Origin of the sequence: Desulfomicrobium apsheronum, assembly GCF_900114115.1 — a bacterium.
Taxonomy (GTDB): Bacteria; Desulfobacterota; Desulfovibrionia; order Desulfovibrionales; family Desulfomicrobiaceae; genus Desulfomicrobium; species Desulfomicrobium apsheronum.
In genome coordinates, this window is sequence record NZ_FORX01000004.1 from 143989 (window position 1) to 168696 (window position 24708).

Below are 24708 nucleotides of genomic sequence, written 5' to 3' on the forward strand. Positions count from 1 at the left end.
ATTTTATGAAAATTCGTATAAATTATTTTTCCATTTCAAAACTGATCATCACCCGTTCAAACACACTCCACGTTCTGGAATCATATGCATACTCTATTCTCTCAGTTTCTTTCCATTCCAAAGGTCCTTTTTGTAAACCATTTCCTGTATTTGAAAATAAATGTTCACCGTATCTGTATGTGCCGCGTGGCGCACGGTCTTCCAGTGCATAGGCGTACCTCAAACCGTCCTCGGGGCGGCAGGCGCTCTTGCTGACCAGATTGTATTTCGGATCGAGGGATACCTCGTGGAAAGGGCCGACCCTGATCTCTTCCTTGACCATCAGCCCATAGTCCGGGCTGATGCTATCAAGGTCGAGGCTCAGTTGCGTGATGGTCAGCCCGTCTGAGGAAAACTGCAGGCGAGCCTGCCCTTCAACTTGAAACCCATTCTCGCTGTAGCTGACCGGAAAGGAAATGTTCGATCCGGGCGCGACCTTGGCCTTGATGGTCGGACGCGTATTACCGTAGGACGAGGCAGAGGATTTGAAGGTGATGGTCAGCATGGGCGCGTCCTTCATGATCTCCCAGATTTCACCGGTCATCTCGCCCGGATGACCGGAAGCCTGTTCCTCACCCGCCATCTCAATCTCCTTTAATGCCTCGGCGGTCATGCCCGCGTCGTCACGGACCCGGAAGGCCACGGTCTTCACTCCCGGTTCGGACGGGGCCTCCCAGTAAAACACGGCGCCCGTCGAAAGGGCGAGGCCGTTCATATCCACAGGATGGTAATCGGGGATGCCGCCGGTCAGACTGACCTCAAAATGCGCGATTTCCCCAGGCATCACTGAATCCGGCCCAGTGACCGTAGCCTGTCCGAGCGGTGGGGCTTCGGCGATCATGCGGTCGATCTGCGCGATCAGCCCCTGCGTCTGCCGCACCCTGTCCTCGAGCTCAGGATGACGGCCCACTGCTTCCTGCAACACGGCCAGTGCCTCCTCGACGTAGGTTCGGGCCAGAGTCAGGTTGCGCCCCATACTGGCCAGCCGGTAACCGTACATGTATGGCACCCGTGCCTGCGCGATTATCTGGTTGGCGGCGCCACGCTCCTCGGCCTTGGCCACGATGCCTTTCAAGTCCTGTATTTTCTCGAAAATACCCTCGTTGGGAAAATTCTGTTCCATGGCGTACCGTTCGACCTTGGCCAAATAATCGGAAGCCTTAGACACTTCGCCGGTCTTGAGCAGTTCGTCGACTTTGAGCATGCCGCGAATGGCGTTCATGCGCAGTTCCATGTCCGCCCACTGCTCCTTCATGGCCGCGTTGGCGCGGTCGTACTGGAGCATGATCATCTCAGTGACCAGCTCCTTGACCTGCGAACTCGTCCAGCTGACCACCAGGCCCGGCAGGAAGCCTCCGCCCAGGGCGGCGGTGGCCGCCGTGCCAGCCGTCTGCGCCGCAAAACCGAAACCCGTGCCCGTGGCGCTGGCCGCCGCTTCCTCGGCGTCGCTCATGGCCATGAGGGCCGGCACGTCAAAGGCCAGGACAAAGACGCCGTCGACAAATGTGCCGATGACTCCGGGATTCTTGACCAGATAATCTTTGACGGCGGCCTTGGTTCCCTTTTCGGACAGGAGCTTGTGGGCCGCCCGGAGCTGAGCGGGTGAAAGTTGATTGAGGGCTGTCTTCAGATCGTCGGCCAAATGCGCCGGAACCTTTCCTGTGGCGGTGATGGCATCCTCGACTCGGTTCAAGAGGCCGAGCGCCCTGACCCCGGCATCGTCCAAGGTGTCACCGCTGTAGGCCACGAGCTTTTTCAGGCCGTCGGGGCCGACATTGTGAAACGCCCCCGAAGCGCTTTCATCCAGCGCGATGACGGCAAACTCGCGCAGTTTCTTGCTCCGGATCATATCCATCAGCGCCTCGCGATTGGACTCAGCCAGTTTGCCGAGCCTGCCCGCAAACTCCTTGAGTCCGTCCTTGTTTCCCTTCCAGTACTCAAGGGCGGCGCGAATCTCCGCTCCGGCTCCCTTGGGGAGGGAATCGTATGTCAAACCGGCCTTGAGAAAGGTCTTCATGACCGCCTTCATGCTGTCATCCACCACGACCTGCTGTGCTATCTCGCCTTGTGTGGGCTGCTTCAATTCGCCCGCAAGAGGCGCGCCGCCCCAAGCAAGCATCAGAACCAGAAACAAAACGCCCGCCCGTTGCAATGCCCTGATTTTCATTCGAGCCCCCACTGCGCCAGTTGCGATCCTGCTTGGGCGGCGTTTCGACGCAGTTGCCCCGCCTTCTCCGCATCCTGGGGCACCCACAAGCCGGTTTCATATTCATCGGCCAAAAGCGCCATGGCATCGGCATCACCCGCTGCGGCCGCGCCTTCAAGCAGGGCCACGGACCGGACCGGATCAGGCGACCCGCCAATGCCAGCCCTGAGCGCAATGGCCAGGCTGACCTTCGCCTTGGGATCTCCACCGTCAGCCTGAGCGCCAAGATCGCTGATCATTTCACCAAGATCTTTGCCCTCGCCTTTGCCAGCAGTATTTGTTTCGACAACGGAAGGCTCCTGGGCAACGGAAGTCTCTAAAGCGGGCTGTTCGCCCGAGGGCAAGCCTTCATCCATGCGGCTGATCAGCTGTCCCAGAACATCACGCTGGGCTTCGCCGAGGTCAAGCTGCCCCTCGTCTGCCTGCCCCAGCCAGGAAGCAAGCTGCGCCCTGTCTGCGGAAATGAGGTCCAGGCCCAGGGCGCGAAACTCCATCGCCACGCCTGCAGTGGATTCGGGGACCAGTTTCCAGGCCCACAGGGCCCTGACTGTGAGCTGCCCTTCGTCTCGCAGTCTGATCAGCTCGGGCGGCAGCGTGTCCACGGCCGGCTCCGACGCGTGCAGCGGACAGGAGAACAAAAGAATAACCAAACACAACCAAATCCTCATGATTCCTCCACACACGGAATTCATACCGCGGCAATTCCGCAGTTCACGATAAAACCAGCCTGCATACGCCATTTATTCATTCATTGTCCCGGGAACAGACTCCCCGGTCCCGGCCTGCAGGGCCCCTTCGGGCAGAGCCGTGACATAGAGATCGTAGCCCCCTTTACCTCCCGAGCGATCAGACGAGAACATGAGCACCCGCAGATCATAAAGGTTCTTGAGCCCAAGACCGAGAATGGAAGGCCTGAACTCGTTGCCAAGGGTGTTCACCTGCACATTCTCCGGCATGAATTTCTGAATGTTTCTGGGCACTTGCCAATCACCATGGGATCTGATCGATACAAAGAGGTCAAACCCGCCCAGGCTGCCCGGGCGATCGGAGGCCATGAACAGATTATCGCCATGAACAAAGGGTGCCATGGTGTTGCCGGGAGAGGCCAATTCCGCCATCGGTTCGATATCCGCGGCCCGCGAGGGATCCGCCAGCCAGTGCGCGAAATCGAGACTGCCGCCGTGATTACGGTATCGGTAGATGCGATATTTCCCCGAACGATTGGAACTGAAGTACAGTTCATGACGCTTGAAGTCGTAAGTGGCGTAGGCTTCGTCCGAGTCGGCGCGATTGCCGAAGAAGGGGCGCACATCCCCGGCCGTGTCGACCAGATACAGGTTACGCCGCCCCTCGTGATCCGAGTCGAAGAGCCACACCCCGCCACCGGGAAGCTCTCCGGTGCCGTTCCAGGGCAACGGCTCTTCCGTCAGGGGGTAACTTTGGGTCATGTGCGGCGGAAAAGGCTCATCATACATGCGCTGCGGATCCGAAAGCGGAAACAGCGGGGTAGGCCCGCGCACGTTGCCGTGAAAGGCGGGAATGGCGGAAAAAGCCCCGTAGCGCTCCACGCTCAATTGCGGTGCAGGAGGACGGGACTGTCTGCGATCGGGATACGGTTCCTGCAATAACCGCAGGCGACCGGTGTCGATAGTGAAATGATGGCCCTTGCTGTCCGCGTTGCTGGCAAAAGCGATAAAAGCGTCCATCTTCAGCGGCGGCGGCCCGGCCACGGCATTGAAATCGTCATAAGGGCTGTTCAATCCGGCTAGGGAATGTATGGCCGGTTCCATGCACACGGTGTTGGGCAAGTCTCCATACAGGGCGTCAAGGAGGCAGCCGGACAGCATCAGCGGGACCATTGCGGTCAGGGCGAGGCGACGAATCATGCTTGCTCTCCGTTTGAAGATTCATTTATCCTGAATCATTTTGCCATCCGCCACGATACTCTCACGGCATTTCGCCTTCTTCTTCCGCGTTCCAATCCGCCGGGGCCGGGATCATTTCGGGGCGAATGCGCCTTCCACCTCTTGCACGAGCATGGGCAGATTCCCAAGCGTAGCGCCGGACATCTCCAAGTCCGGGGTCAGGCCCGCGCCGGAACAGGAATCCCCACCGGGAAGCAGCACATCCCGGTTCGTATAGCGCAGGACCGAACCGTCGGACAGGCGGACGTCGGTCTGGGAGCTGCATTTGCCGTAGGTGCGCTGGCCCACGAGCTTCGCCTTGCCCTGCCGGTGTAATGCCCCGGCGAAAATTTCGGCCGCGCTGGCCGTGTCCGGCCCCACGATGAGTGCCAACGGCATGAGGTATTTTTCCCCGGACGGAGCTCGTACTTCGCGAACTTCCTTGCCGCGCCCCTGGATAGAACCCAGAAGCGTCCCAGCCGGAAGAAACAGGCCCGCTATATCGAAGGCCTCGTAAAGGTCACCGCCCCCTGCGTCGCGCAGGTCGATGATGAGCAGCCCGTCCCGCGCCGCGCCCTTTCGGGCCAGAAAATCGATGGTGGCCAGCAGGGCGGGCCTTGTCATCCCGGCCACGAATTCGCGGATGCGCAGCACCTGCCGGTCGCCCGGAGGGATCGGCTCCACATCAAGAGGCTTGAAAGGCTCGCGGATGATCGTGACCGTCTCCTGGCGCCCGTCCGGCCGAGCGAGCAGCAGGCGCACGGCGGTGTCCTCCTCGCCCTTCAAGGCGGACGCCACGGCCACGGGCTCAAGTCCGGCGACGCTCCTGCCGTCGATTTCAAGCAGCCTTGAGCGGTCGGGCACTCCGGCCAGATCCGCCGCCCCGCCCTTGTAGATCGAAAGGAAAATTTCGCCTCCACGCACGACAAGCTCAGCGCCGATGCCGATCCAGGCCTCGCGTCCGGTCACGGGGGACTGATACTCCCGGGCCGGAAAATACCGCGCATACGGATCGATCTGCTTCAAAAGCTCCGGCAGACGGGCCTCGTCCAGGGCCTCAAGAACCTCCGGGGCAGGAGGCACAAGGGCATCCTCGCGCAGAATCCGGCGGATCTCATCCAGGGGCGCGCAGAGCGCCCCCGCATGAGTGGCGAAAACCGCCGTCACGGCCAGGACCAGTAGACCGGCAATCCTCACTGGGCCAGCTCCATCTGCATCTTCATGAGCAGATCGTATTCCTTGCGCAACGAGTCGCGCTGTTTTTCAAGCTGCTTGCGGCGCAGGTCCATGTCCGCGTCCCCAAGGCCGCTGCCTTCCAGATCATCCAGAGAGGACGCCTGCTTGTTCATCTTCCCCTTGAGTTCGGTGACCCGTTTTTGCAGGTCGGCCACGCTCTGCTTGTCCGCGCCTTCCTTGGCGGCGAGGCTTTTGGTCTTCTTGTCGAGGGCCGCTATCTCGGTCTGCATGGCCTTCACGCGCGCCTGATCCTTGTCGAGCTGGGCCTGAGCCGCCGATTTCTGGGCCTCAAGCTGACCTTTCTCGGCATCGAGCTGGCTCTGCGTGGCCCGCAATTCCTGAAGCCGGGCTTCGCGTTCTGCCACGCGATCCTTGTAGCCGCCCCCGCCCAGACCGGCGACACCGCCGAAAAAGCCTCCCGTGCGCGGATCATGCTGGCCCGCGCAACCGGCAAGAAGCATCGCCGCGAACAGCATCGGGATGAAAATCGTCCTCCTCATACCGACAACCTCTGATCGATCTGGGCCAGCTGGGTGCTCCCGTCGCGCAGCTTGTCCAGGTTCTTCTGCAGCGTGTTCACTTCTTTTTGCAGACGCACGATGTACTGGTCATCGGCCGGGCGGGTCTTTTTCTCGTCGGCCAGGATGGCGGTCTGGACTTCAAGCTCCTTGTCCAGAGTGTCCTCAAGCTTCTTGCTGGCATCGATCTTTTTCTGCAGCTCGTCGCTCTTGGCCACCAGCACCTTCTTGTCCACGGTGCCCTTGTCGTACTGGGCGCGCAGGGTCTTGGACTGCTTTTCAAGCGTGGTCACGTCCTTGGAAAGCTTGGCGTTGTAGGCGATGGCGGTCTTGTTGAACTCCTGGGTGTTTGCAATCTCGGCATCGAGGAAATCCTCGGTGCTGGCATAGGCCTGCTTGCGCTTGGCGATCTCATTGCCGACCAGAAATCCCAGACCCGCACCGGCCGCCGCTCCGATGGCCGCGCCGCGTCCGCCGCCCACGGCATAACCGAGCAGGCCGCCGAGCACCGCGCCCACGCCTGTACCTTCGGCCTGAGTACGGTTCTTGTCGGACATGGTCGCGCATCCTGGCAACAGAGCGAAGACCAGAAGCATCACAACAAGCACCTTCGCTATCTTTTTCATCTCCTCATCCTCCTGAAACTGTTTGTTTTATGAATCTGAAAATTCTGCAAAACCCTTACGAAACTCTTCCAGCCACAGGTCTGTGTCGGCTCGGCGCTGCTCAGCGAAACTTTCGGCGTGTCCCTTGAGCAGCTTCATGACCAGACGTTCACGCTTGGTCATCTCCCTGGCTTCAAGCTCCGTGAAGGCAAAATCGATGTACGCTTTTTCGTACTCGCCCAAAGTGCCGATCTTGTCTTTGTAGCCTTGCATCTGCTCTCCAAGCGCCGTCTCCAGTTCGGCCATGGATTTCTCCACCGCCGCGACCTGTTCCTGGTAGCGCGACGATGTTTCGGCCAGCTCCTTGGCCAGGGCCAGGGTGTCCGTAAGCCGCGCCAGACGGGAAAGATACACGGACAGGTTGACCCCGTTGCGGGCCGCATCCTGGGCCAGGCTGCGCGCGCTCTCACGCTGGGCCAGTTCCAGGCGCTCGCGGGCCTTCTCCAGGGTGGACTGTACCGCGCCAAGCGGTTCGCGCAGACCCGGATTCTCCTTGATCAGCCGCTCGATGATGGGGTCCGCCGACCCGATCTGAACCGAGGCCTGACTGACAAGGTTATCGAGGGTGCGACCCACGGGCATGGTCCTTCGCAGGTCGGCCTTGTAGGCCTCGTATTCCTTCTCGATGCGGGTGCGCTGGGCCGAGGTCACGACCACGTTGGCTCCGATGGCCAGACGTGCCCCGGTGTTGAAGGATCGCCGCTCCTCGACCTTCTTCTCGTCCACGTTCCAGGCGTAGACGTCGAGCTCGGCCCGCAGCGCGCTGCGCAGGTCCGCGGGGGGGGTCGAGACACTTCCGCCGCGCACGGCCACGCCGCCGGGCTTGCCCTGCCAGATTTCCGGCCGGAACAGCCCCGAGGTCATCTCCTGGGCATTGCCGAAGAGGTCGTGAAAGCCGCCCGCGGCGGGCTTACGCAGCCCCACCGGCCGCAATTGATGCTTGGCGTTGCCAAGGTGCCACGCGAACTCGTTGGCCTCGGCTGCCGGAAAAGGCAGACCGTTGTCGAAGGTGCCGGCCTGGATGGCAACGAGGCCGCCACGGGCGCAGTATTCCCATTCGTCTTCGGTGGGCAGGCGCATGAATCCGGGCGCCTCGTCCACACGCGGCATGGCTTCGACCCGTTCGGGATGGGCGGGATCGAACAGCCACTGATTGTAACGACGGATGAATTCAAGCACATCCCCATGACCGACATAGGCCAGCGGCATCATGAGCGCGTCGCGCAACTCGCGGCCTTTCAGCGTCGGCAGCTTCTGGTCCTCCGGGTCGCCGCTGGCGGCCAGGAGCGCGTCCATGCCCATGACCGCGACAAACTGGCCCCGGGTCAGTTCGTATTTGGCCATGACCAGCTCCCAGGTTCCATCCGGGCCGGATGGAAAGGAGCCGCTGATCTGGGTGCGTTGCAGCCCCTCGAAGATTCCGCCGGCCGCGTCGCCGATCTGGATGATGCGGCTCTGGTCGCCCCAGAATCCGCTGCCCGGCACAGGAACCTTGCGAAAAACCATCTGGGCGTCGCCCGGCATGGGCAGGATCAGGTCGCCTTCGGCCGGTTTCGGGTTGAAAGGAGTCTGCGGCGGCGCTTCGGCCAGGGCCGCCGTGATCGAGACAGCGTGACTGAGCACGCATGCCGCCGCGAAAAAGAGAAAAAACATCACGGCCAAAAGTCGCCGGCCCGGCCTCACGCCATCATTGCTCACGAATGACCTCCGCAGGATCAATGCATGTCGCCCGCCACGCGGCTGCCAGAGAGGCAAGAGCCGCCAGGGCGAGGGTTGTCAGACAGAAAACCGGAACATACGGCCCCGGCAAGACGCAAAAAGCCTCGCCCGGAGCAAGCTCGGAGGCAAAGGCATGGTTGATGGTCGCAGCCAGGGCCGCGTAGCCGCCAAATCCGGCCGCAAGGCCCAGCGCGGCGATCATGAGCCCCTGTGCGATGGGAAAGAAAAAGACATGCCTGCGCGCAAAACCGAGCAGTCTGAGCACCCCAAGATCACGCCTGCGCCGTTCCACGGCTGCATACAGACTGGCCACCAGCACCGCCGTCCCTCCGAAAAGCCCCAGCAGCGCGATGAGCCAGAAGAGGCGGGTAAGCCCCCTGTCCAGGACCTGGATGCGCTCGATGGCCTCCACTTCGGCAATGACCTCGATGCCCTGGCCCTTGAGCCGGTGGTAGAGTCCCGGGACATCGTCGATGCCTTGCGCATAGAGCCGAAAGCCCCGATACCCGCCGCGCGCCATTTCAAAGCGCCCCGTGCCGCGATCGAAAGCCACGGCGCGCTGCGTGGCGGTGCGCAGCACTCCCAAAAGCTCCACCGGCACCACCGGATGCTCAAGGGCGGTCTCCCCGAGCACGTGCAGATCGAACTCCAGCTCGGCCACGCCCTGGCTGCGCAGCGACGGCGTTTCTCCGGCGGGCACGCCCTGGGCGGCGGGCCACAGGACGCCGGGAATCCCCTCGGGCAGCCGTCCGGCGTATCCGCCCCACGGCGTCGGCGGGACCCCGAGCAGTCGCGCTTCTTCCTCACCAAGGGACAGGCCCACGAGGCGCAGCTCCTCTTCTCCGCGCTTGACCACGACATCACGGACATAGGGCAAAAGCACGCGGGTGTATCCACGCAGCTTCTGCTCGATGGCCCGCAGGTTTGAGGCGGTCAGGGAAGTCCCCGGCGAAAGCAGGTTGTAGATTGCAAGGCCAGGGGGCGGCGAAAATCCGAGCAGTTCCCGTGCCCCTTCCGGGGTCAGGTCCGCGATACGGCCAAATCCGGTGTTGATGACCAGCCCCGACCGGATGATGGGAAAGAGCGGTTCGGGCAGCACGAGCACGGCCCCGTCGAAGCTGGCAAAGGGCTCGGGAGTATCTCCGGCCCAGCCGCGCGCCGGGGCCGCGTAGCCCTCCTTGTAGGCCTCGACGTCGAGCACGAACGAAAGAGGCGCATAGACCCGCGCAAGAGAGCCTGCCCGCGCATCAAGCACGGCCGCGACCTTGAGCCGGACCTCCACATTCTCCGTACGCCCGCCCCTGGAGCGCGTCACCCGCGCCACGACTTCTTCGCCGGCCTTTACGCCCAGGCGCCGGGCGGCTTCGGCCGTGAGCACTGCCGCGCCGTCCTCGGGCACGATGGCACCGTTCTCAAGCAGCAGCGGATCGCCGGGCGCGGTCGGGATGAGGTCGAAAAGCTCGGCCTTGCCCGCGTCCTCACGCACCATGCTGATGACCGAGGACAAAGGCAGGATGGTCGGGGTCAGAAAGCCGATGCCAGGCCAGGAGGCCACATCCGTGAACCACTCGGGCTTGTATTCCCTGGTTTGCGCAGGCCGGATCTCACGGAAAACCGGGTCCTCGACCAGGCGTTCGCGCAGGGTCTGGATGGTGCCGTGTTTCAGGCCAAGCAGGACAAGCAGGGGAGAGATCACCGCTGCGAGTGCGATGACCAGGCAGAGGGTCAGAATCCATTCGTGCCGCAGATGCAGGGCGGCGAGAGCCGGGATGAGCCGTAAAGGACGGGGAGAGGTCATGGGGAACCCTCCGTGACCGGCCTGCACAGCGAACTGGTGACATGTTCGGAGACCTGCCGCGTATCGAAGGTGTAGGCGACATCGGCGCGGTCCATGACCAGATCCACGTCATGGGTGACCACCACCACGGCCACGGCTTCGTCGCGGGCCAGACGGTGCATGTCGTCCATGATGGCCCGCGCCCGGGCCTTGTCCACGGCCGCCGTGGGCTCGTCGGCCAGGACCAGCCGCGGCTGGTGCGCCAGGGCGCGCAGGATGGCCACCCGCTGCCGCTGCCCGATGGACAGGGCCACGGGCATCCGGTCCAGGCAACCGGCAACCCCGAGGCGATCGGCCAGCGCCGTCACCCGGGTCTCCGTGATCTCGCCGCCTTTGATCCGCGCGGGCAGGCAGATGTTCTGCCGCACGCTCAAAAAAGGCAGCAGGCCTCCGGTTTGCAAAACGTAGCCGAACAGGTCGCGACGCAATGCGGACAAGCCGTCCTCGTCGTCCCGGGCCCACAGGGCCGCCACGTCGATGGGAACCGTCGCTTCCCCGGAGGTGATCTCGAAGCGCTCGACCCGTGTCGGAGCCATGACCAGGGCGAGCGTGTCGAGCAGCGTGCTCTTGCCGCAGCCGCTCTCGCCGATGACCGCGACCATCTGCCCGGGACGGACCGCGAAATGCGGCACGTGCAGTTCGAAAACGCTCTCGCTCTGGGAACGCGTCTTGACGAGCCCGTCCAGGCGGATCATGGGCGCGATCGCTTCAGCCATGCCGCTCCCGCCTAGGGCAGGTAGTCCAGATGCAGCGGATAGACCAGATCCTGGTCCGGGTCCGTGTCGTTGAGACGGAACCATGCATCGACCTGCTCGTTGATGGTGCGGTACTGATCGAGTTTGGCCAGGACGCTCCACTCCAGCTGCGAGCGCTGCTCCGCCGTCATGCTCGCGAACATGTCGTCGGTCAGGGACAGGATGTCGCTCTTGTAGGGCAGACTCTGGATGAATGCGGGCAAAAGCCCGGACTCGGCCAGCGTCGCGGCCCCGCCGATGTCGTCAGGGCGCTTCATGGTCTGGCCGGATACGCTCTGCAGGGCTTCGAAGAACTGCCCCTGAGTGACCTGGGCGCGCATCAGCGCCTGCACGACCTGATCCAGGGACTGGGCCAGGGAGGACAGCTGTTCGCGTGTGACCAAGACGCGCACGTCTAGGGCGCGGTCGGCGGGGTTGATCAGGTCGCGGTCCAGGGTCCAGGCCACGATATCCTTGGGCGGGGTGGCCTCCTTGCCGACGTACTCGATGAGCGCGGCCTCCCAGAGCTTGTCGAACTCCTCAAGCGGAGCCGCCCCGACCGCGTCGGCCGCCCCGGCGGTATCGGCGCCGGCGGAACCGCCCATGGTTTCGTTGAGCTTGGCGTTGATGCGGCTTGTCAGATGTTCGGCCAGATCGCGGTACTGCTGCTCCTCGAAGGCGTTGACCTCCCTAATGGCGGAACTCTCGGGGTTACCGCGCACCCGGGCGAGGTGGGAGAATTGGGCCAGGGCCCGGGGGTGATCCTCGGCGGCGCGGGGATCCTGCAGGTGAATGGCGAAAAGATGCACCTGGGCGTCGTCGTATTCGCGGCGCAGATCGGTCTCGTCCTTGCCGGTGGTGTTCTGGGGGTGTCCTTTGGGATGGGAGCTGGCGTCACCGACGAAAATGACGAAGCGCAAAGCCCCTTCACGCCATTTGGAATGCAGGGCCACGTCCACTCCGGCAAAGGCTTCCTCGGCATAGTCCACGCTGCCCACGGCCGTTGCACCACCGTCCTTTTCAAGCAGTTCGACCAGCTGCTCGCCGGGCACCAGTTCGGGCGTCAGGTTGCGGGTCACGTATTCAAGCTGGGGAGCGGCCGCCAGGGAATCCCGGAAGACCACAAGGCCGAAACGGAAGCGATCGGCGGTCTCGGCGCTGAATTTTCTGGTCATCCCGGCCACGGCCTCGCGGGTCATGTCGATGAAGGGCTGCATGCTGCGGCTGGTGTCGATGACGAAGACGACATCGGTCTTCACGTCGCGCATGGTGGCTCCGCCAGCCGAGCGGCCCACCTGCGCCTGTTCCAGATAGTCGGGACTTTTAAGGGTGTCGGCACCGCGGCTGTTCGGCACGGCGGCGGCCAATTGCAGGAGGCGCGCGTCGTCGCCGTCGATCCTGGTCTGCGACCACTGCAGGATGGGCAGGACATAGAATTGGCGGGTGATGTCCACAAAACGCTGCGGTTCCATGCTGACAACGCTGTCGGGGATGTTTTTGGCGTCTATGGCGTCGTAGATGCCCTTGGCCTTGCCGGCCATGTCCATGTCGTCGACCACGGCTTCAAGCGCGGCGCGGTCGTTGAACATGAGTACGGGCCTGCGTCCTTCAAGAGGATTGCCGGGATGGGTGTAGGAAACCAGCAGGGCCTGCCGCCATTCGAGCACGTCCCGGGCCTGCATCCAGCCCTCGGGCTCGGTCTTGGAACGGCCGACCTGGTACCACCCGCGCGGATCCGAGGCCTGGCTCAGGTCGAGATTCTGGCGGTCGAACACATAGAGGGGACGAAAAGCGGGAACATTGGCCAGGACGATTCCGTCTTCGCTCGCCGCCGCATCGCGGTACATGGCGGAAAAAGGACGCGGCAGGATGCGCAGCGGCAACTGGGTGGCGGCTTCCAGGCATGGGCTGCCGGGCTGGCAGACGATTCCGTCATCAGGCGGGGTGGCCCCGACATGTCCGACATCTCCTTCCAGCGCGGCAAGACCGTCCGCCGGCGCATGCCCCTGGGTCCCTTCGAGATCCGCGAGGGCCGCGAGTCCTGTTCCGGCAAAGGCTGTCAGGCACATAACCGTGCCCAGAGAGAGGATTCTCCGTGCGGACGCGAGATAACGAGACATGACACCTCCTGACTGCGTGAGTTGGAATTCTACGTATTGCAATGAACGGCGTTACAAAATTTATCCACAAAAGTAATAAAATAAACTGAACAATAATGCAAACTTATATTAGGCAAGTCGAGCCGAAAAGAACAAAATAAGTATGTAACTGCTGAATGTAATCAAAAATAACACCAAAGAAGTCTCTCTATTTCAGCATGTTGAAAAAGGGCGCTGAACTGGGCTCAATTCCAGACCAAAAGGATTCGGAAAGATCGCGGATCATGCAAACCTGGGCGCAAAAACTCCAAATGCATCATTCGTTGCGCAAAAACGGAGCCGCCTTGCGGCCCAGAACGCGCCAGGTACCAAGCAGACCCATGAACAACGACACCCCGACACCGGCCAGTACGGTCAAAAGGCCCATGGTGAGGTCCGGCCGGAACTGCATGCGCAGCAGGCCCTGGACCACGCCCCAGGCCGTGATCGTGCCCAGCGCAAGGCTGCCAAGGCCCGTGAACAATCCGGCCAGGGAGAACTCGGCCACGAGGATGGCCAGGATGTCGCGCCGTGTTGCCCCACAGACCTTGTAGATGACGCTGTCGTAAATGCGGCGGTGCTGGTCCGCAGAGAAGGCTCCGGCCAGGACCAGAAACCCGACCAGGAGCGCCACTCCGGCCATGACCTGGAAGATGCGCACCGTGCGGGTCAAGATCAGCGCCGCGTTGTCGAGCACCTCGCGGATGGTGATCACGGCCACCTCCGGAAAGGCTTCCGTGGCACGGGCGTACAGGGATTCCGTGTCGTCCACGCCGTAGGCCGCCCCGAGCCAGGTCTGCGGAGCGGTGTCGAGGGTGTTCGGAGAAAAGATGATGGCGAACTGCATGGCCAGGGTCCGCCAGTCGACCTCGCGGATGCTGGTGATGGTCCCGGTCAGGTTTCGGCCCAGCACATTGACGGTCAGCGTGTCACCAAGATCCACCCCGAACCCCTGGGCCAGGTCGGAAGTCAAAGAAATGAGCGGCGGACCGGCATACCCGCTCTCCCACCACTGGCCCCGCAGGAGGGTGCTGCCGCGCGGAAAGTCCTCGCTGTAGGAGAGGCCGCGGTCCCCGCGCACGGCCCAGGCCACCTCCTCGGCCACGGTGGCGTTCTCCACCGGCGTGTCGCCGATGCGCACGATGCGCCCCCGGATCATGGGGCGCAGATCCAGCCGCGACAGGCCGGGGGTGTCATTGGCCAGGGCGCGAAACCGCTCGACCTGATCGGGCCGGATGTCCATGAAGAAAAAGTCCGGGGCCTCCTCGGCCAATTCGGCGGTCAGCGCCCTGGTCAGGCTGGAATTGACCATGACCACGGCCACCAGGGCCGTCAGTCCAAAACCCAGGGCAAAGACCAGGCTCACGCCCGGCGAGCCCGGGCGATGGATGTTGGCCACGCCGATGCGGGCGCTGGGCCAGGGCAATCGCGGCGCCCTGGCCGCCAGCCAGCGAATGATCCGGGCCAGCCCCTTGAAGAGCACGAAGGCCATGATGGTGCCGCCCACGAACCATGCCGCGAGCTTGTTGTTGCCCGCGAACCAGAAGACCATCAGCGCCAGCAGGACAAAGGCGGCGGCCGTGGGCAGGATCGCAGCGCGCGGGATGCGCGCCATGTCGGCCGAGATGTAGCCCCGGAAAATCCCCGAAGGGCGCACCATGACCGCGCGAAAGAGGGGCGGCATGGAGAAGGCCAGGGTCGTGACCAGCCCGAAGAGAGCGGCCTGGATCAGGGGGGCGAAATAAATGCCGGCGCGGACCTGAATGGGCAGGACGTCGGAAAAGAATCGCCCCGCCAGCCAGGGCACAACACTCCCGGCCAGCATCCCGGCGCAGGCTCCGACAAAACCCAGGAACAGGACCTGCGCCAGATACGAGATGAACAGCACCCTGCTCGAACCGCCCATGCACTTCATGGCGGCCATGTGGTTGAGCCGTCCGCCAAGATATCCGCGCACGCCCCCGGCGATGCCCAGGCCCCCGACCAGAAGCGCGCCCAGGCCGATGAGGGTCAGATCCACGCTCAGGCGCTCCAGTACGGTGCGGATGCGCGGTGCAGCGTGAATGTAGTCGCGCACCCGCCAACCCGAATCGGGGTGGTCGGCGCGGATCCGGGCTACCATCTGTTCGGCGTCCCCGCCATCAAGACGGAGCAGATACTCGGCGCGGAACAGGCTGCCCGGCTGGGTCAGGCCGGTCTGCGCGAAGACGTCGGCAGAGACCATGAGCCGGGGCCCGAGGCTGAAGAATTCGACCACGCGGTCCGGCTCGCGCTCGATGATCCCGCGCAGGGCGAAGCGCACGTCGCCGACACGGATCTCATCCCCCACCGCAACCTGAAGCCTGGTGAGAAGTCCCCGGTCGGCAACGGCTCCGGGCAGACCGTCCCTGACGGCGAACAGATCCTGCACCTCATTGCCGCCTTCCAGTTCCATGCGACCGTACAGGGGATAGAGCGCGTCCACGCCCTTGAACTCGACCAGCACGGATTTTGCGGCCACTCCCTGCGCGTCGGCGCGGGCCATGGTGCGCGTGGAAAGGATCCGGCTCATTTCGCCGAAACTGCCGAGATATGCCGCTTCGTCCTCGCTCAAGCTGCGTGAGGTGAGGCTCACGCTCACGTCCCCACCGAGGATGGCCTTGGCGTCACCGGCCAGTCCGGCTTCGAAGGCGCGCCCCAGGGAACCCACGGCGCTGATGGCCAGAACCCCCAGAAACAGGCAGCCCAGAAAGACGCCAAAACCGCGCAGGCCGCCCCGCAGCTCACGGCGGCACAGCGTCAGGGACAATTGCAAATCTTTGATACCCATCACGCCTCCATGCGTCCGGAGTGCATGGTGGCCACCCGGTCGCAGCGTTCGGCCAGGGAGCGGTCATGAGTGACCAGGACCAGGGTCGCGTTCTCTTCGGCCTGTAGGGTAAAGAGCAGTTCCATGACCTTCGCCCCGGTCTCCTCGTCCAGGTTGCCCGTGGGCTCGTCGGCCAGGATGATCCGAGGCCGCGCGGCAAAGGCGCGGGCCAGGGCCACTCGCTGTTGCTCGCCGCCGGAAAGTTGCGAGGGATAATGGCTCCCGCGATGCCCGAGTCCGACCTGCTCCAGCGCCTCCAGAGCCCGGCCGCGAGCCTGTGGATGATGGGCGAATTCCAGTGGCAGGGCCGCGTTTTCAAGGGCCGTCATGGTCGGGATGAGATGAAAGGCCTGAAAGACGATGCCCAGATGCTCGCGCCTGAAGCGTGACAGCGCGTCCTCGGTCAGGGCGGTCAGGTCCACCCCGGCCACCTGCACCTGGCCCAGGGTCGGCCGCTCCAGCCCGGCCATGAGCATGAGCATGGTCGTCTTGCCGGAACCGGAAGGGCCGACCACGGCCAGGGTCTCGCCCTGGGCGACCCGCAGATTGACCCCGCTCAATATGTTGACCGGCCCCGAGCCGGCGGTTAGCGTCAAATGAACGTTTGAGAGCACAACAGAAGAGGAAGCATTCATGTCATCCATCCTTGTATGGGGTATCACCTGGGCCGTGGCCCTGATCGTGTTATGTCCGGTCCGCGGAGCTTGCGCGGAGCGTGAAATCCATATTCTCGCCTTTGGGGACAGCCTGACCGCAGGCTACAACCTGCCACCCTCCAAGTCATTCGCCGCCCAGCTGGAGCAGCAGATGCTCAGCCAGGGACGCAAGGTCCGGGTCACCAACGCCGGCCTTTCCGGCGACACTTCAAGCGGCGGGCGGGCACGCCTGGGCTGGTCCCTGCAGGACAAGCCCGATCTGGTCATCCTGGAGCTCGGCGCCAACGACGGCCTGCGCGGCCTGGACCCGGCGCCCATGCGCGCCAACCTCGAAGCCATTATCAAGGAGTGCCTGGAGGCCGGAGCCCGTGTCATACTGGCTGGAATGCGTGCCCCGGTCAATTGGGGAGCGGCTTATCGAAAAGAGTTCGAGCAGGTTTTTCCCGATCTGGCCCAGAAATATGAGCTGCCGTTGTACCCTTTTTTCCTGGACGGGGTTATATCCGACCCAGGCCTGCTGCTTGAGGACGGCCTGCATCCCAATGCCGACGGTGTGGAACGCATCGTGGACGGCATCCTGCCCATGGTCCTGGACGAAGTGGACGCGCTGATGCAAAGTCCGGCATAATCAATAAAACATACATCCTTGTCGTGGGGAACTCATGACCACTCTGCCTTTCGTGCTGCTAGGCATCCTCATTGGAGCCTGGTTTCTGTCCGTCAAGATCATGCGCATCACCGTCGATGCGCTGTCCTCTCCCCGGGAGCGAATGGTCCCGCGCTCGCACGTGCCCTCGGATCAGGAGCTGCGCCAGCCGCTGCGCCAGGCTGAAGATTGGGCCCGTGAGCATGGGTTCGACGACGATATCATGTTCGACTTCCAGATCGCATCCAAGGATCAGGCCCTGTTTTGCCGGACCTGGAAAAACGCGGCGGAGAAAACCTATCTGGTTTTATATTACGGGATGGGCAAGCACTTCGTGGAACTGGTCACCATTTACGACGACAAGACCGGCGTGACGACCACCAACGCGCCGGACGCCCACACCCTGCCCGCAGTGCCCGGAGCCTTCATCCAGAGCTTTCCCGGAAACGGGCTGACCGACCTGCTCGGACTGCACCTGCAGGGCCGCGCCACCCTGGAAAGACGCACCGGACTCACCCCGCAGGAACGCCTGGAAGACACTGTCGATCTCATCGCCAGATCCCTGCAACGCCAGGCCACCTACGTCATGTCCATTCCCGGATGGCAATGGAAGGGAATCTGGTGGATCACCGTGCGCAAGAAGAAGATGATCGGCAAGGATGTCGGCTGGCAGCTCGATCAGCTCGGCGTGTTCGAACCTACCGCCGAGTCTCCGGAGATTCTGCAGTGACGCCCTGTTTCCGCCCGAAGGCACTCCTGTTCCCCCTCATGGCCTGCGCGGCCGTGCCGGATGAAACCCTGAGCGGAATCGACGCGGCCATGGAAGCCCCGACAGTTCAGGCCGCCCTTCCCGCGCAGGGCTCGGCCGCATCATGACCCTCACCCCCCTGGACTACAATCCTCCGACCGAACCCCGGCTGACCGTCATCCATGAAGACCGGGACATGATCGTGGTCAACAAGCCGGGCGGCCTTTTGTCCGTACCCGGACGCACTCCGGAGCTTTTGGACTCGGTCCTGTCGCGGGTGCGCGAAATCCATCCCGGGGCCCAGGCCGTGCATCGCCTGGACCTTGGCACCTCGGGGGTGCTGGTCGTGGCCACGCGGCGCAAGGCCGAAGCGATCCTGCGGCAGCAATTCCAGGACCGCCTGACCCGCAAGGTCTATCTGGCGAGGGTTACCGGCGTGATGACCGAGGACTCGGGGCAGGTGGATCTGCCACTCATCTGCGACTGGCCCAACCGCCCAAGGCAGATGGTCTGCCACGACACGGGCAAACCAGCCCTGACGGACTATTCTGTGCTTGAACGCGCCCAAGAGAGCACCCTGGTCCTGCTGCGCCCCCACACCGGCCGCTCCCATCAACTGCGAGTGCACATGGCCAGCCTTGGCCATCCCATTATCGGCGACAACCTCTACGGCGACGCCAGGCAGGGCGACCGTCTGCATCTCCACGCCAGTCAACTGGGCCTGCATCACCCCTACAGCGGCGAATGGATCATGTTCCACGCCCCCTGCGACTTCGCCCCGCACGTAGCCCCCATCGCGCTCGAGGCACCCGCCTCCCCTTCCGAAACCTGACTTCGGCCTCGGTCAACGACCGGCCTGCGCCCGCGAAAACCTGTCATCAAAGCCGTACTCCGAAGCACGCATCGATAATCCCGATCCGTTTTCGACCCACGGATCAAAATTTACGATTTGACCGCAAGCCCGCCTCGGGCCAGATAGTCATCGCATGATCCCAATTCACTGGAAATCCTGGTCTTATGCCGCAGTGCGCATCGCGCTGGCGCTGGCTTTTCTTGCCGCCGGAATCATCAAGATTCTGGACCCCATGACCTTTGCCGTGACCATCGACGCCTTCGGCATCCTGCCGGGTCCATTGATCCTGCCCGTAGCCGTTTTCCTGCCCCTCCTCGAAATCATGGGCGCGGTGGCGCTCATTTTCGATATTCGGGGCAGCCTTGGCCTCATCACCTTCATGATTCTCATGTTCATCGCCGTGCTCGGCTACGGGATGCACATGGGCCTGGACATCGACTGCGGCTGCTACGGCCCCGGGGACCCCGAGGGCGAGGCCTTTGCAGGGATTCGCGATGCGCTGTGGAGGGATCTGATCATGCTCGGATGCGCGGCAACACTGTATGCGTGGCGTAAGGTCATGGGCGTGCGCCCGGGCACTTTCGCCGGATATTATCGATCCATCAAAACCTTTATCTCCAAGGAAGAAACTGCATGAAGAAAATCGCCGTCCTCGTTGTGACCCTGCTTTACCTGCTCGTTGCAAGCCCCTCCTTCGCCCTCTTCGATTCCAAGTTCGAGGCCGAAGTCACCAAGGAAGCCGAGGCAGTAAAATTGTTCCGTGACACCACCGCAGCCGGCTACGGCCTGATCACGGGTGCGGAACTGAAGAAGATGATGGACGAGGGCAAGGACATGGTCATCATCGACACCATGCCCTACGAAGACAGCTATAAGAAGGAACACGTTCCCGGGGCGCTGCAGTTCCTGTTCCCCATTCCGGACATGAAGGAATGGGACGCCAAGGATACCGGCGGGAAGTCCCAGGCCGACTTCGAGGCCATGCTCGGCCCCGACAAGGACAAGACCATCGTGGTCTATTGCGGCTTCGTGAAATGCACGCGCAGCCACAACGGCGCGCTCTGGGCCAAGAAACTCGGCTACAACAACGTCTACCGCTTCCCCGGCGGCATCTTCGGATGGAAGGGCCTGGATTACCCGATCGAGAAGGTGCAGTAGGCGCGGACTCGCTCCTTTTTCGGCAGCGCGCCCATGACAGCAAAAAAGCCCTTGATCTCATTGTGGATCAGGGGCTTTTTTGCTGTTTGAACGCATCTTCATCCCGAACAAGCCGGACAAAAATTTCTGACAATCTCTATTGAAATTTCAGCTTCTCATTTCAAATTTTCGAGATCGGCCAAATCCTGGAACCGTCCGGTTGACCGCTTGTTTTTCTTCAGGTTCTCAATGTCGATAAAGTCGACAGCAATGCCATCGAGGATGATCTGCATGCGTGCAGCATGGCACTCGGAAAAATCAACCCCGGAAAGAACATTGAGAAGGTCGATACGGCTGGGCGGATACCCGAGTTGCACGATCTGGCTGGGGACCAGAAAATCGTCGGCAGTCAAGTCCAGGGAACCGAATCCGAAATCCTCCAGGGCCTTGACGAGCTTCTCCGCATTTTCACGGGTCATCTCGATCCAGACATCCAGGTCCTTGGTGTAGCGGGGATAGCCGTGGACAGCGACTGCATAGCCCCCCACGACCAGATACCGAACCTGGTTATCGCTGAGTGATTGAATAAACTCTTTGAAATCTGGGTTCAGCACCGTACCTCCATTGATGATACTCCCGCCGGATCTCTTCGAGGGCTTCAATCCTCACGGAATATGACTGAGCAATCCAGTAGGAGAAATCGCTTGGCTGCTCCTCCATGCTGACTTTCGTCACGACTTTTTCGATTCCGATTTGCTTCACGCTGTATCCAACCACGCCATGTAATTAAAAATTGACGAAGGCAGTCCGGTCATCCAGACAAAGTCACTTTTCCTGTGAAAGCTTCTACCCCACCACGTCATACCGGCTAAAAACCAGCGAATAGAACGCCTTGCCCTTGGTCCGGGACCGAAGTTCCGTGGAGAAGCCGAAGAGCTGGCGCATGGGGGCCGTGGCCGTGATGCCGGACTCGTAATCCGAGGTGCGTACATCAAGGATGCGCGCGTTCTTGGCCCCGAGCAGATTGACGCAGTCGCCAACATATTCCTGCGGCATGCGCAACTCCACGTCCATGATCGGTTCGAGCAGGACCGGCGAGGCCTTGACCAGAGCCGACTTCATGGCCTCCAGCGCGGCCATGCGCACGCCCAGATCCGTGAGTCCATCCTCGAAATGGGCGACTTCAAGCAATGTCGCCTCAACGTCGGAAACCAGGCACCCCTGGAGCATTCCGGCCTGCAGCGCGTCCTCCATGGCCTTCAGGGCGATGTCCGTGTGATTAGTGGCCGGCAGTTCGGTGACGCAGCGGTTGCCCTGACCGCGCGCGGCCGGACGCACCATGACTCGGACCAGGGCGCGGTGCTGCTGATCCCCGATGAGCTTGCGGCAGCTTCCCTCGGCCGTCGCATCGGCGGCGATGGTCTCACGGAAAATGACCTGCGGGTTGCCGTAGCGGAAAGTCACCCCACTCTCGCGGCGCAGCCGCTCCAGAACCACCTCCAGATGCAGCTCGCCAAGGCCCGCCACGATGAGCTGATCCGTGTCCTCGTCCGTGAAAGATTGCAGGGTCGGATCTTCGATGCAATATCTTTGAAGCAAAGCTTGAAGTTTGTCCGTATCACTGGCGCTGCCCGGCACCAGGGCCACGTTCAGGACCGGCTGGATGATGTCGATGTTCTCAAGGCGCAACGTGGCCTTGCCGGAAAAAAGCGTGTCTCCGGTGATGCATTCCTTGAGTCCCGTGGCCAGGACGATCTCGCCGGTCTTGGCCTCGGGAATGGGCTCGTACCGGTTGGCGTGCACCGTGTAGAGCTTGTGGATCTTTTCAAAGCGCTCCAGCCGGGAATTGTACGCCGCGCTGTTTTCGCCGATGCGGCCGTTGTAGACGCGCATGAAAATCTTCTTGTGCGCGCCCTCGAAGAGAACCTTGAAGACAAAGCCCACGAACTGATCCGCGCGCACGTTCTGCTCCTCCATGCGCCGCAGCACGTGGGCATGGGAATGCGATTCATCCGGAGATGGCAGAAAATGCACGATCCCGTTCATGAGCGGCTGCACGCCAATGTTCTTGAGCGCGCTGCCACAATAGATCGGCACTGCCTGCCCGGTCAGGGTCGCCTTGCGCAGGGCCGTCCTCAGCTCGGTCTCGCCAATGGCTTCATCGGCTAGGTAGCGCTCCATGATCAGCTCGTCGAAATCGGCCGCAGCTTCCGTCAGTTCCTTGCGCCTGGCTTCAAGCAGCTCGAGGTCCCGGTCCGTCGGATCAAACTCATGCACCGTCGCGCCCTGATCGGTCGCATCGAAGACAAGGACCTTGCCACGCAAAAGATGCAGCACCCCGCCCTCCACGCATTCGGACGGCACCGTCACCGGCAGCGGCCTGACCGCGAGGCGGGCCTGGATATCCGCGACCACCTTCCAGTAATCGGCGCCGGGGCGGTCGGTCTTGTTCACGAAAACGAGCCTCGGAAGCCCGTACTTGCGGGCCTGCCGCCAGACCGTCTCGCTCTGGGACTCGATGCCGTTGACCCCGCAGAAGACGACGATCGCGCCGTCGCAAACTCGCAGGGAGCGTTCCACCTCGACGTTGAAATCAACGTGCCCGGGAGTGTCAATGATGTTGACCTGACTGCCTTCCCAAACCACGGAAGTGCAGGCGGAAGTGATGGTGATGCCCCGCTTCTGCTCTTCCTCAAGGTAGTCCATGGTCGCATTGCCGTCATGGACCTCGCCGATCTTGTGGATCTTGTGCGCATAAAAAAGCAGGCGCTCGGTCAGCGTGGTCTTGCCCGCGTCGATGTGGGCGATGATGCCGATATTTCGTGTGGAGGAATCGATGTCGTTTTTTTTCATGGGCTTTAAATCAAATCGGGTTAGGAAAAGGTGGAAGTGAACTTGCGAAACGTATCCGGGCTGATCACGTCCCAGGCCCAGCAGCCAAGCAACCTCTCGGCCATGACTACCGGCGCCTGTCCCGGTTCGCCACCGTAGCTGATGTAGGGCCGGCCGACAACGGACACATCGGAGGTGACGGCCCTGTAGGCCTGGACGTATTCGCTGTCGGGGATGGCCAGTTCCACCCCGTATCCTGCCGGATCAGGGCGCAGCGTCCTGGGATAATCAAGGTTGATTCCAGCCAGATCAATGCATATTCCGGGGCCGCTGCCGGCCAGAAGCTCGACCAGCGGTCGCGGGTCGGAGCTGAAGACCTGCTGCACGGACAGAAAATCGCACCCGAACAGAAACGGGTCGGTCACCGGGCCGCTGACGTGCACGACGATTCCCCCGACCTTGGCCACCAGGGCCTGGACCATGGCGGAAAAAAAGGCTGGGAGGGGAAAACGGCGCAGGTCCATCGCAAAAAAAGCCCACTCCAGCCGCTCGCAGCTGACGGAGTGCTCCACGTGACTGAGCCGCCGGGTCTGCATGACCGGCTCTGTGCCGTTCTGGACCAGGGCATAGGCAAAGCTCACCGCGTTCTTGATCATCGATTTCTGGACCGCCGGACAGCGTTCGTACGCCTCGCCAAACGCATCGTCATCAATGTCCGGGACAAATCCGTTCTCGGCCAACAGCTCTTCGATCACCTTGTGCTCCTTGCAAAAAAAATGGGCAGGCCATACATGACCTGCCCGACATTTCCACATTTCAAGGCGTTGCACAACAGGGTGCGCGCCAGGAAGTTCAGATCGCGTCCAGCACCAGCGCGCCCATGGCGGAGCAGCCGACCTTCTCTCCCTCGCCGACATAAATGTCCCCGGTGCGATAGCCCTTGGCCAGCACGGTCTTGACCGCCGCGTCGATGGCCGCGGCCTCTTTTTCAAGGCCGAAGGCGAAGCGGAGCATCATGGACACGGACAGAATTGTGGCCAGGGGATTGGCGATGTCCTGACCGGCAATGTCCGGGGCCGAGCCGTGGATGGGCTCGAACAGCGCGGGCCCACCCGATCCCATGGAGGCCGAAGGCAGCATGCCGATGGAACCGGTGATGATGGAGGCCTCGTCGGAGAGGATGTCGCCAAACAAGTTCTCGGTCACGATGACGTCGAACTGCGAGGGGTCGCGGATGAGCTGCATGGCCGCGTTGTCCACGTACATGTGCGAAAGCGCAACGTCCGGGTACTCCGCCGCCGTACGGATGGCCACCTCGCGCCACAGGCGGGACACGTCCAGCACGTTGGCCTTGTCCACGGAGCACAGCTTTTTGCCGCGCTTGCGGGCGATCTCGCAGGCCACTCGAACGATGCGCTCGATCTCGGACTCGGAGTAGATCATGGTGTTGAAGGCGGCGCGTTCGCCGTTCACCACGGTCTCGCCGCGCGGTTCGCCGAAATAGGCGCCGCCTGTCAGCTCGCGCACGACCATGATGTCAAGGCCCTGCCCGATGATGTCCGGACGCAGATAGGACGCCGCCGCCAGTTCCGGAAAAAGCACGGCCGGACGCAGATTGGAAAAAAGACCCAGGGCCTTGCGGATGCCGAGCAGTCCCTTTTCGGGCCGGATGGCCGGGTCGATGGCGTCCCATTTGGGACCGCCCACGGCGCCCAGCAGCACCGCGTCGGCGGCCTTGCAGGCGGCCACGGTGGCCTCGGGCAGAGGATTGCCCACGGTGTCGATGGCGGCGCCGCCGATAAGCGCGGTCTCGGTCTGAACCGTGTGTCCGAACTTCTTCGCCACTTTCTCCAGAACCTTCACGGCCTGGGTGACTATCTCGGGGCCTATGCCGTCACCGGGCATGAGGCAAATTTTCATATTCATTGATATCTCCAGCATGAATAAACCATATGTTGTTTCAATGCGTCGGTTCGGAAAGGCATGGATTCC

Annotated in this window: 22 protein-coding genes; 6 read left to right on the forward strand and 16 right to left on the reverse strand. The window is 62.3% G+C overall.

The window, feature by feature from the left end; translation table 11 throughout:
* Positions 1 to 22: 22 nt before the first annotated feature.
* The 12 genes from BMZ40_RS06210 to BMZ40_RS06265 form a co-directional block, all read right to left on the reverse strand.
* Positions 23 to 2206 carry a hypothetical protein gene (locus tag BMZ40_RS06210; RefSeq protein WP_092373238.1) on the reverse strand — a complete coding sequence of 728 codons (2184 nt, stop codon included), beginning with the start codon at positions 2204 to 2206 and terminating at the stop codon, positions 23 to 25.
* Positions 2203 to 2847, reverse strand: a complete 645-nt coding sequence (locus BMZ40_RS06215) for an SEL1-like repeat protein (protein ID WP_143075561.1) — start codon at positions 2845 to 2847, stop codon at positions 2203 to 2205. Before BMZ40_RS06215 ends, BMZ40_RS06210 begins: the two co-directional genes overlap by 4 nt.
* Positions 2848 to 2985: 138 nt before the next feature.
* Positions 2986 to 4131: a TolB-like translocation protein gene (locus BMZ40_RS06220; protein WP_092373240.1), complete on the reverse strand. Its 1146-nt coding sequence runs from the start codon at positions 4129 to 4131 to the stop codon at positions 2986 to 2988.
* 111 nt (positions 4132 to 4242) lie between these two features.
* Positions 4243 to 5346 (reverse strand): S41 family peptidase, encoded by a 1104-nt coding sequence (locus tag BMZ40_RS06225; RefSeq protein ID WP_092373241.1) that lies wholly within the window; start codon positions 5344 to 5346, stop codon positions 4243 to 4245.
* Positions 5343 to 5885: a hypothetical protein gene (locus tag BMZ40_RS06230; protein ID WP_092373242.1), complete on the reverse strand. Its 543-nt coding sequence runs from the start codon at positions 5883 to 5885 to the stop codon at positions 5343 to 5345. Before BMZ40_RS06230 ends, BMZ40_RS06225 begins: the two co-directional genes overlap by 4 nt.
* Positions 5882 to 6529 (reverse strand): YMGG-like glycine zipper-containing protein, encoded by a 648-nt coding sequence (locus BMZ40_RS06235; protein ID WP_092373243.1) that lies wholly within the window; start codon positions 6527 to 6529, stop codon positions 5882 to 5884. Before BMZ40_RS06235 ends, BMZ40_RS06230 begins: the two co-directional genes overlap by 4 nt.
* Positions 6530 to 6556: 27 nt before the next feature.
* Positions 6557 to 8266: a formylglycine-generating enzyme family protein gene (locus BMZ40_RS06240; RefSeq protein ID WP_092373244.1), complete on the reverse strand. Its 1710-nt coding sequence runs from the start codon at positions 8264 to 8266 to the stop codon at positions 6557 to 6559.
* Positions 8256 to 10085: an ABC transporter permease gene (locus tag BMZ40_RS06245; protein ID WP_092373245.1), complete on the reverse strand. Its 1830-nt coding sequence runs from the start codon at positions 10083 to 10085 to the stop codon at positions 8256 to 8258. Before BMZ40_RS06245 ends, BMZ40_RS06240 begins: the two co-directional genes overlap by 11 nt.
* Positions 10082 to 10840 carry an ABC transporter ATP-binding protein gene (locus BMZ40_RS06250; RefSeq protein WP_092373246.1) on the reverse strand — a complete coding sequence of 253 codons (759 nt, stop codon included), beginning with the start codon at positions 10838 to 10840 and terminating at the stop codon, positions 10082 to 10084. Before BMZ40_RS06250 ends, BMZ40_RS06245 begins: the two co-directional genes overlap by 4 nt.
* An 11-nt stretch (positions 10841 to 10851) precedes the next feature.
* A complete protein-coding gene (locus tag BMZ40_RS06255; protein WP_218143741.1) occupies positions 10852 to 12978 on the reverse strand; it encodes a vWA domain-containing protein in 2127 nt (708 codons plus the stop codon).
* 295 nt (positions 12979 to 13273) lie between these two features.
* Entirely contained in the window at positions 13274 to 15805 is a 2532-nt protein-coding gene (locus BMZ40_RS06260) for an ABC transporter permease (RefSeq protein ID WP_092373248.1), read from the reverse strand.
* Positions 15805 to 16479 (reverse strand): ABC transporter ATP-binding protein, encoded by a 675-nt coding sequence (locus BMZ40_RS06265; protein ID WP_177193045.1) that lies wholly within the window; start codon positions 16477 to 16479, stop codon positions 15805 to 15807. Before BMZ40_RS06265 ends, BMZ40_RS06260 begins: the two co-directional genes overlap by 1 nt.
* On the opposite strand from BMZ40_RS06265, the gene BMZ40_RS06270 reads away from it, so the two are divergent.
* The 6 genes from BMZ40_RS06270 (at position 16478) to BMZ40_RS06290 (ending at position 19905) form a co-directional block, all read left to right on the forward strand.
* Entirely contained in the window at positions 16478 to 17128 is a 651-nt protein-coding gene (locus BMZ40_RS06270) for an arylesterase (protein WP_092373249.1), read from the forward strand. The genes BMZ40_RS06265 and BMZ40_RS06270 overlap by 2 nt on opposite strands.
* 34 nt (positions 17129 to 17162) lie before the next feature.
* Positions 17163 to 17876 carry a hypothetical protein gene (locus tag BMZ40_RS06275; RefSeq protein WP_092373250.1) on the forward strand — a complete coding sequence of 238 codons (714 nt, stop codon included), beginning with the start codon at positions 17163 to 17165 and terminating at the stop codon, positions 17874 to 17876.
* Entirely contained in the window at positions 17873 to 18022 is a 150-nt protein-coding gene (locus BMZ40_RS19525; protein WP_177193046.1) for a hypothetical protein, read from the forward strand. The genes BMZ40_RS06275 and BMZ40_RS19525 overlap by 4 nt, the downstream gene beginning before the upstream one ends.
* Entirely contained in the window at positions 18019 to 18726 is a 708-nt protein-coding gene (locus BMZ40_RS06280) for an RluA family pseudouridine synthase (RefSeq protein ID WP_092373251.1), read from the forward strand. Before BMZ40_RS19525 ends, BMZ40_RS06280 begins: the two co-directional genes overlap by 4 nt.
* 154 nt (positions 18727 to 18880) lie before the next feature.
* Entirely contained in the window at positions 18881 to 19384 is a 504-nt protein-coding gene (locus BMZ40_RS06285; RefSeq protein ID WP_092373252.1) for a MauE/DoxX family redox-associated membrane protein, read from the forward strand.
* A complete protein-coding gene (locus BMZ40_RS06290; RefSeq protein ID WP_092373253.1) occupies positions 19381 to 19905 on the forward strand; it encodes a rhodanese-like domain-containing protein in 525 nt (174 codons plus the stop codon). The genes BMZ40_RS06285 and BMZ40_RS06290 overlap by 4 nt, the downstream gene beginning before the upstream one ends.
* Before the next feature lie 155 nt (positions 19906 to 20060).
* Here BMZ40_RS06290 and BMZ40_RS06295 read toward each other — a convergent pair whose 3' ends face one another.
* From BMZ40_RS06295 to leuB, 4 genes are all read right to left on the reverse strand, one after another.
* The gene (locus BMZ40_RS06295; RefSeq protein WP_092373254.1) at positions 20061 to 20498 is read right to left on the reverse strand and encodes a nucleotidyltransferase domain-containing protein; all 438 of its coding nucleotides are present in this window, start codon (positions 20496 to 20498) and stop codon (positions 20061 to 20063) included.
* A 232-nt stretch (positions 20499 to 20730) separates the two neighbouring features.
* Positions 20731 to 22737, reverse strand: a complete 2007-nt coding sequence (locus BMZ40_RS06305; RefSeq protein ID WP_092373255.1) for an elongation factor G — start codon at positions 22735 to 22737, stop codon at positions 20731 to 20733.
* 20 nt (positions 22738 to 22757) lie between these two features.
* Entirely contained in the window at positions 22758 to 23471 is a 714-nt protein-coding gene (locus BMZ40_RS06310; protein WP_092373256.1) for a hypothetical protein, read from the reverse strand.
* Between the two features lie 97 nt (positions 23472 to 23568).
* Positions 23569 to 24642: a 3-isopropylmalate dehydrogenase gene (gene leuB, locus BMZ40_RS06315; protein ID WP_092373257.1), complete on the reverse strand. Its 1074-nt coding sequence runs from the start codon at positions 24640 to 24642 to the stop codon at positions 23569 to 23571.
* Between the last annotated feature and the right edge of the window lie 66 nt (positions 24643 to 24708).

What these genes read in the sequence shown, in the direction of transcription:
- BMZ40_RS06210 (WP_092373238.1), bottom strand. Translation starts at nt 2,206, where the DNA reads ATGAAAATCAGGGCATTGCAACGGGCGGGCGTTTTGTTTCTGGTTCTG.
- BMZ40_RS06220 (WP_092373240.1), bottom strand. Translation starts at nt 4,131, where the DNA reads ATGATTCGTCGCCTCGCCCTGACCGCAATGGTCCCGCTGATGCTGTCC.
- BMZ40_RS06230 (WP_092373242.1), bottom strand. Translation starts at nt 5,885, where the DNA reads ATGAGGAGGACGATTTTCATCCCGATGCTGTTCGCGGCGATGCTTCTT.
- BMZ40_RS06235 (WP_092373243.1), bottom strand. Translation starts at nt 6,529, where the DNA reads ATGAAAAAGATAGCGAAGGTGCTTGTTGTGATGCTTCTGGTCTTCGCT.
- BMZ40_RS06245 (WP_092373245.1), bottom strand. Translation starts at nt 10,085, where the DNA reads ATGACCTCTCCCCGTCCTTTACGGCTCATCCCGGCTCTCGCCGCCCTG.
- BMZ40_RS06250 (WP_092373246.1), bottom strand. Translation starts at nt 10,840, where the DNA reads ATGGCTGAAGCGATCGCGCCCATGATCCGCCTGGACGGGCTCGTCAAG.
- BMZ40_RS06255 (WP_218143741.1), bottom strand. Translation starts at nt 12,978, where the DNA reads ATGTCTCGTTATCTCGCGTCCGCACGGAGAATCCTCTCTCTGGGCACG.
- BMZ40_RS06260 (WP_092373248.1), bottom strand. Translation starts at nt 15,805, where the DNA reads ATGGGTATCAAAGATTTGCAATTGTCCCTGACGCTGTGCCGCCGTGAG.
- BMZ40_RS06270 (WP_092373249.1), top strand. Translation starts at nt 16,478, where the DNA reads ATGTCATCCATCCTTGTATGGGGTATCACCTGGGCCGTGGCCCTGATC.
- BMZ40_RS06265 (WP_177193045.1), bottom strand. Translation starts at nt 16,479, where the DNA reads ATGAATGCTTCCTCTTCTGTTGTGCTCTCAAACGTTCATTTGACGCTA.
- BMZ40_RS06275 (WP_092373250.1), top strand. Translation starts at nt 17,163, where the DNA reads ATGACCACTCTGCCTTTCGTGCTGCTAGGCATCCTCATTGGAGCCTGG.
- BMZ40_RS06280 (WP_092373251.1), top strand. Translation starts at nt 18,019, where the DNA reads ATGACCCTCACCCCCCTGGACTACAATCCTCCGACCGAACCCCGGCTG.
- BMZ40_RS06285 (WP_092373252.1), top strand. Translation starts at nt 18,881, where the DNA reads ATGATCCCAATTCACTGGAAATCCTGGTCTTATGCCGCAGTGCGCATC.
- BMZ40_RS06290 (WP_092373253.1), top strand. Translation starts at nt 19,381, where the DNA reads ATGAAGAAAATCGCCGTCCTCGTTGTGACCCTGCTTTACCTGCTCGTT.
- BMZ40_RS06305 (WP_092373255.1), bottom strand. Translation starts at nt 22,737, where the DNA reads ATGAAAAAAAACGACATCGATTCCTCCACACGAAATATCGGCATCATC.
- leuB (WP_092373257.1), bottom strand. Translation starts at nt 24,642, where the DNA reads ATGAATATGAAAATTTGCCTCATGCCCGGTGACGGCATAGGCCCCGAG.